This window comes from Pseudomonas lactucae (assembly GCF_016937615.1).
In the GTDB taxonomy this organism is placed as follows: Bacteria; Pseudomonadota; Gammaproteobacteria; order Pseudomonadales; family Pseudomonadaceae; genus Aquipseudomonas; species Aquipseudomonas lactucae.
Genome location: NZ_JAFHKI010000061.1, coordinates 20,995 through 27,359, shown reverse-complemented (window position 1 = coordinate 27,359; position 6,365 = coordinate 20,995). Strand labels below are relative to the sequence as shown.

At 61.1% G+C, this 6,365-nt stretch carries 9 protein-coding genes; 5 read left to right on the top strand and 4 right to left on the bottom strand.

What is annotated here, in order from left to right; all coding sequences use genetic code 11:
- Positions 1-94 precede the first annotated feature (94 nt).
- A complete protein-coding gene (locus tag JWR98_RS12350) occupies positions 95-556 on the bottom strand; it encodes a TlpA family protein disulfide reductase (protein ID WP_078733675.1) in 462 nt (153 codons plus the stop codon).
- Between the two features lie 115 nt (positions 557-671).
- Here JWR98_RS12350 and arsC point away from each other — a divergent pair, with 115 nt between their 5' ends.
- The 3 genes from arsC to JWR98_RS12335 are packed head-to-tail and all read left to right on the top strand — an operon-like array spanning position 672 to position 2,027.
- Positions 672-1,025 (top strand): arsenate reductase (glutaredoxin), encoded by a 354-nt coding sequence (gene arsC, locus JWR98_RS12345; RefSeq protein WP_078733676.1) that lies wholly within the window; start codon positions 672-674, stop codon positions 1,023-1,025.
- On the top strand, positions 1,022-1,636 hold the full coding sequence (wrbA, locus tag JWR98_RS12340) for an NAD(P)H:quinone oxidoreductase (protein ID WP_042944919.1): 615 nt from the start codon (positions 1,022-1,024) through the stop codon (positions 1,634-1,636). The genes arsC and wrbA overlap by 4 nt, the downstream gene beginning before the upstream one ends.
- Positions 1,620-2,027, top strand: a complete 408-nt coding sequence (locus JWR98_RS12335) for a DUF2069 domain-containing protein (protein ID WP_003174684.1) — start codon at positions 1,620-1,622, stop codon at positions 2,025-2,027. Before wrbA ends, JWR98_RS12335 begins: the two co-directional genes overlap by 17 nt.
- A gap of 51 nt (positions 2,028-2,078) precedes the next feature.
- On the opposite strand, the gene JWR98_RS12330 is transcribed toward JWR98_RS12335, so the two are convergent.
- Positions 2,079-2,750 carry a DNA-3-methyladenine glycosylase I gene (locus JWR98_RS12330; protein ID WP_205490160.1) on the bottom strand — a complete coding sequence of 224 codons (672 nt, stop codon included), beginning with the start codon at positions 2,748-2,750 and terminating at the stop codon, positions 2,079-2,081.
- Positions 2,751-2,817: 67 nt separating this feature from the next.
- Positions 2,818-3,642 carry a tRNA 2-thiocytidine(32) synthetase TtcA gene (gene ttcA / locus JWR98_RS12325; protein WP_042944920.1) on the bottom strand — a complete coding sequence of 275 codons (825 nt, stop codon included), beginning with the start codon at positions 3,640-3,642 and terminating at the stop codon, positions 2,818-2,820.
- 265 nt (positions 3,643-3,907) lie between these two features.
- On the opposite strand from ttcA, the gene JWR98_RS12320 reads away from it, so the two are divergent.
- Positions 3,908-4,510: a Yip1 family protein gene (locus tag JWR98_RS12320; protein ID WP_003174687.1), complete on the top strand. Its 603-nt coding sequence runs from the start codon at positions 3,908-3,910 to the stop codon at positions 4,508-4,510.
- Positions 4,511-4,638: 128 nt separating this feature from the next.
- Positions 4,639-5,133, top strand: a complete 495-nt coding sequence (locus JWR98_RS12315) for a SprT family zinc-dependent metalloprotease (protein WP_078733791.1) — start codon at positions 4,639-4,641, stop codon at positions 5,131-5,133.
- Positions 5,134-5,161: 28 nt separating this feature from the next.
- Here the strand turns inward: JWR98_RS12315 and JWR98_RS12310 are convergent, their stop codons facing one another.
- Complete coding sequence (locus tag JWR98_RS12310) at positions 5,162-6,337, bottom strand: CaiB/BaiF CoA transferase family protein (protein WP_205490158.1); 1,176 nt, start codon at positions 6,335-6,337, stop codon at positions 5,162-5,164.
- Between the last annotated feature and the right edge of the window lie 28 nt (positions 6,338-6,365).

Sequence of the window (6,365 nt, the reverse complement as noted above, 5' to 3'; positions counted from 1 at the left end):
TGCCCCCGATGGCAGTGTAACAGTCAACAAATCAGTAGCTGATCCACCGCTATCGGGAGCAAGCCCCCTCCCACACTCATTTTGAGGTGTTGGTTTAGCCGCGCAAGGCCTTGAGCTTGGCCAACACCCCCTCCGCCGTCTGCTCGCCCATCAACTGCTCACGCACCTTGCCCTTGTCATCGATGATGTAGGTCACCGGCAACGCCTCGCTGCGCGGAATATCAAAAATCCCGTCCGGATTCTGCGCCAGTACGGTGAACTTGATGCCCAGCTTGCCGCTGGCCGCCTTCAATTCTTCACCCTGCACGTTGTCGAAGTTGACCCCGAACACCCCCACGTTCTGAGCCTTGAGCTGTTCGGCCAGGGCATTGAGTTCCGGGATTTCCGTGCGGCACGGGCCACACCACTCCGCCCAGTAGTTGACCACCAGCCATTGCTTGTCCAAGCGTTCGGCCGCGACTTTCTGGCCGTACTGGTCAACACCGTAGTCATTCCCGCAGCCGCTGAGCAGCAGGGTTGTGATGATCGCCAATGCACCGATCAGTCGACTTGTCATGGGGTATTCCTTCGCAAAAATGAACGTTGGCTGCGACCTATCGCCTCTTACGGTTTAAGGACGGGGTGCCGCGCGGGTAGAATACCCGCCACCTTACGCAAGATGCGACCCGCACATGACCGATCTGACGCTTTATCACAACCCGCGCTGCTCGAAATCCCGCGGTGCGCTCGAACTGCTCGAAGCCCGCGGCCTCACCCCGACCGTGGTGCGCTACCTGGAAACGCCGCTGAACGCCATACAAATCAAGGCCCTGCTTGCCAAGCTCGGCCTCGGCGCGCGCCAACTGCTGCGCACCGGCGAAGACGAATACAAAAGCCTCAACCTGGCCGACGCCAGCCTAAGCGAAGCGCAACTGATCGCCGCCATCGCCGAGCACCCCAAGTTGATGGAACGCCCGATCCTGGAAACCGCCGACAAGGCCATCATCGGCCGCCCACCGGAACACGTGCTGGAGATTCTGCCGTGACCACACCGTATGTGCTGGTGTTGTATTACAGCCGCAACGGCTCGGTCAGCGAAATGGCCCGGCAGATTGCCCGGGGCATCGAGCAGGGCGGGATGGAAGCGCGCTTGCGCACCGTGCCGGCGATCTCCACCGAGTGCGAAGCCGTGGCGCCGAGCATTCCGGACGAAGGCGCGCTGTATGCAAGCCTCGACGACCTGAAGCACTGCTCGGGCCTGGCCCTGGGCAGTCCGACGCGTTTCGGCAACATGGCCGCGCCGCTCAAGTACTTTCTGGATGGCACCAGCAACCTGTGGCTCACCGGCGCCCTCGTCGGCAAACCGGCTGGCGTGTTCACCTCCACCGCCAGCCTGCACGGCGGCCAGGAAACCACGCTGATGTCGATGTTGTTGCCACTGTTGCACCACGGCATGCTGATCACCGGCCTGCCCTACAGCGAACAGGCGTTGCTCGACACCCAGGGCGGCGGCACGCCGTATGGCGCCAGCCACCATTCCGGGCCGGACGGCAAGCGCATGCTCGATCAACACGAAATCACCTTGTGCCGGGCCTTGGGCTTGCGCCTGGCCACTACCGCCACGCTGCTGGAGAACGGCCGTGGCCAGAAAACCTAAAGTCCTGCCGTCCCAGGCGTGGCTGGAGCCGCGCGTCAAGATTGCACGCGCCTTGAGCCTGCTGGCGTTGTTCGCGTTGGTGGGGTTGCTGTGCGTGTATTACCTGTTCGTAGCCGACCTGCACGGCGCGCGACCGTGGGTGATCCTGCTGATCGAACTGGTGCCGTTGCTGGTGCTCGCGCCGGGAATGCTGATCGGCAGCGCGCGCGGGCATTCGTGGATGTGCTTTGCGGTGAACCTGTATTTCATCAAGGGCGCGCTGGCGGCGTATGACCCGAACAGGCAAATGTTCGGGGTGCTGGAGATGCTGGCGAGCCTGGCGGTGTTCTGTACGGCGCTGTTATATGTGCGCTGGCGGCATCAGTTGAATCGGCGGTTGGCGGCAGCCTGATAGAGATGTGGCGCCGGACGGTCAGTCTTCGCGAGCAAGCCTCATCTCAGCTCAGTGATTCACCGTATACGCCAGCATCATCGACAACTGGCACATCGGCCGCCCACTCTCGACATGCCACTGGTTGAACGTGCCCTGCACCGTCGCCAGGTCGCGCAGGCTGGTGGGCGCCTTGTCGACGATCTTCTGTGCGTTAAGGGCGGCCACCACGTCATAGCTGGGCACAAAGGTATCCTTGCCCACCATGCGCAAGAAGCGCGGTGCCGACAGCCCGCCCAACTGGTGGCCATGCTTGCTCAGGTACTTCCACAGCCCGACGATGTCGGTCACCGGCCAGTCAGCGATAAACGCGCCGAAGCTGCCCTTTTCCTGCTCGATGTCCAGGACCATCTGTGCATTGCGCGGCACACTCTTTAGCTTGCCCAGATGACGGATGATGCGCGTGTCCTGCATCAGGCGCTCCAGGTGCTCGGCGCCCATCAGTACGACTTTTTCCGGATCGAAGCCGAAGAACACCTGCTCGAACGCCGGCCATTTGGCGTCCACCACGCTGTGCTTCAAACCGGCGCGGAATACCCGCAGGGCCAGGGTCGACAGGTAGCGATCATCGCTGATCCTGCGCAATTGCGCCGCAGTCTTGGGTACAGGCAGGTGGGCGTCCAGCTCAGCGGCCGAACCGAAGCGGTTCAGACAGTATTCGTGCAACCACTTGTAATCGCGCATGCCCTCTCCTGGCAATTCAATTGAAAACGGCGCTCACAAGCGCCGTGTGTCAGAGCATTGGAGTCGCTCAGAGGTTCACTACATTGACGAAGCGCGACGCCGCCGTTTCGTCGATCTTCAGGCTGGTGAAGTCGAACAGGTTGCGGTCGGCCAACTGTGACGGGATCACATTCTGCAGACTGCGGAAAATGCTTTCGGTACGGCCCGGCGTCTTGCGCTCCCAATCCAGCAGCATCTCCTTGACCACCTGGCGCTGCAGGTTTTCCTGGGAGCCGCACAGGTTGCACGGGATGATCGGAAATTGCTTGAGGTCGGAGTAGGCCTGGATGTCCTTCTCGTTGCAATACGCCAGCGGGCGAATCACCACGTTACGCCCGTCATCGGCACGCAGCTTGGGCGGCATGGCCTTGAGCGAGCCGTTGAAGAACATGTTCAGGAAGAAGGTCTCGACGATGTCGTCGCGATGATGCCCCAAGGCCATCTTGGTCGCGCCGATCTCATCGGCAAACGTATAGAGCGTGCCGCGGCGCAGGCGCGAGCACAGCGAGCACGTGGTCTTGCCTTCAGGAATAAGCTCCTTGACCACCGAATAGGTGTCTTTCTCGACGATGTGGTACTCGACGCCCAGCGCTTTAAGGTAGGCCGGCAGCACATGCTCGGGAAAGCCCGGTTGTTTCTGGTCCATGTTGACGGCAACGATCTCGAACTGGATCGGCGCGACCTTTTGCAGGTGCAGCAGCACATCGAGCAGGGTGTAGCTGTCTTTGCCGCCGGAGAGGCAGACCATGACCTTGTCGCCGTCCTCGATCATGTTGAAATCGGCGACCGCTTCACCGGTCAGACGGCGCAGGCGTTTTTGCAGTTTGTTCTGGTTGACCGTAAGAGTGCCCATGGCGCTTGGATCCGCTAAAGGTGTGTGACGAAAAGCGCGGCATTTTACCTTCATGGACGAGCGAGTTCCATTACCTCACACAGACCTCGGCGCGATTACAGCCCGTATTTACAGCGCAATTTGCTCTAAAGGCCCTACGGTTATTCCGGTCATCCCTTCCTATACTGCGACGTGAGGTCGCATATATCTATCCAGACCTTTCAGGCCATTTGGCCCGTGGGCGCTCCAATGGGGGGCGATGGTAATAACGACAGGAGTGACTGGCATGATCCATCACGTCGTGGGGCTGTTTACCCATCCCGACCAGGAATGGCGGGAAATTCGTGGCGATAAGGAAGAAAGCATCGGCCACATGTACCTCACTCATACCCTGATTCTCGCGGCGATTCCCGCATTATCAGCGTTTATCGGCACCACCCAGGTCGGCTGGGTCATCGGCAACCGCGCGCCGGTGATGCTGACCCAGGAAAGCGCGTTATGGATGACCATCATGTCGTATGCCGCCATGCTCGGCGGCGTGGCGGTGATGGGCGCGTTCATCCATTGGATGGCCCGTACCTACGACGCCAGCCCCAGCATGGCGCGTTGCGTGGCCTTTGCCACCTACACCGCCACGCCGCTGTTTATCGGCGGGCTGGCGGCGCTCTACCCGCATATGTGGCTGGGCATGGTCGTGGGCACGGCGGCGATCTGCTACACGGTGTACCTGCTGTATGTGGGGCTGCCGACCTTCATGAGCATCGACCCGGACGAGGGTTTCCTGTTTTCCAGCTCGGTGCTGGCCGTGGGCCTGGTGGTGCTGGTGGCGATCATGGCATTTACCGTGATCGTCTGGGGCCTGGGCGTAGGCCCGATCTATACCAACTGACTTCATAACCCCGCAGGCAAGGCCACCGCAAGGTGGCTTTGTACGTTATGCGTGACCATTCGGCGCCTGACAGATTCGGAAACACCCGGTTTTGCGGCATACTGGGCGTCTCTGGAGAGATGTACAGCATGCCCGAGCAACTCAATACCCGCGTCGAAGAGTGTTTCCTGCAAGCCGAATCCTTTTTCAAACGAAGCTTCAAACGCCCCCAGGTCAGCCTCAAGCTGCGGGGCCAGAAAGCCGGTGTCGCGCATTTGCACGAGAACCTGCTGCGCTTCAACCCCCAGCTGTACCGTGAAAACAGCCAACATTTTCTGAAGCAGACCGTGGCCCACGAAGTGGCGCACTTGATCGCCCATCAATTGTTTGGCGAACGTATCCAGCCCCATGGCGAGGAATGGCAATTGATCATGCGCGGGGTTTACGAACTGCCGCCGGACCGTTGCCACACCTATGCGGTGAAGCGTCGCCAGGTGACCCGCTACATCTACCGTTGCCCGTGCGCCGACAGCGACTTTCCATTCTCGCCACAGCGTCATGGGATGGTGGGCCAGGGGCGGCGGTATTTGTGCAGACGGTGTCGGCAGACCCTGGTGTTTACCGGGGAAACTCGGGTGGAATAACGGCCTCATCGGGAGCAAGTCGGATCAGTTACCCAACCACCTTGGCGTGCCGCAGTTGCGCTATGCGTTGAGCACTCAGCCCCAAATCCGCCAGCACCTCGTCGCTGTGCGCGCCCGCCGCCACGCCAATATGCCGGGGCGCCGGCAACCCCTCGGAAAACTTCAGCGGGCAGGCCAATTGCGCCTGTGTCGAGCCATCGCCCCTGGGCACCTGGCTCACCAGTTCGCGCGCTTTCAATTGGGGATGTTCCACCGCCTCGGCGAAACTTAACACTGGCTCGACGCACGCATCCAGCTCGGCAAACAGCGCACACAGTTCGTCAAAGCTGCGCTTCTCGAATTCAACCTGCAGCGCCTGTTTCAACGCTGGCTGATGCTCGGGGTTCAAGCCCAGCGCCGCCAGCTCCGGACGCCCTAACGCCATGCATAACTGTTGCATAAACGCCGGTTCCAGGCTGCCGACCGACATCCACCGTCCATCGCGGGACCGGTAGTAGTCGTAGAAACTCCCTCCATTGAGCGCGTGGTTTTCCCAGCCAGGCTCCACCCCGCACGCCAGGTAACCCGCACCGGCCATGGCGTTGAGGCTGAATGAGCAGTCCGTCATGCTCACGTCCAGGTATTGCCCCACCCCGCTTTGCTGCCGTGCGATCACCGCCGCCAGCAGCCCCACCACCGCATGCAACGAACCGCCGCCAACATCGGCCAGTTGCACGCCCAACGGCAATGGCCCGCTGTCCTCGCGCCCGGTATAACTGGCCAACCCCGCCAGGGCCAGGTAGTTGATATCGTGACCGGCACGCTCCTTATAGGGCCCGGTCTGGCCGTAGCCAGTGATCGACACATAGATCAACCTTGGATTGATCGCCTTCAATGCCTCGTACCCCAGGCCCAGACGCTCCATCACCCCGGGGCGAAACTGTTCGAGCACAATGTCGTAGTCCGTGACCAGCGCCCGCACGATCTCCAGCGCTTCGGACTGCTTGAGATCCAGCGCCAGACTGCGCTTATTGCGGTTCAGGTAGGCATGGCTCGCCGAAGTGCCGCGGTCGTGGGGCGCCAGCATACGCAGCAGGTCCAGGCGCGTGGGTGACTCGATCCGCAGCACCTCGGCGCCCATGTCCGCCAGCATCAGGGAAGCAAACGGGCCGGGCAACAAGGTGGAAAAATCCAGGACTTTGAGGGACGCCAAGGGACCTGACATGGAGACTCCATTTGGGTTTCGAATACCC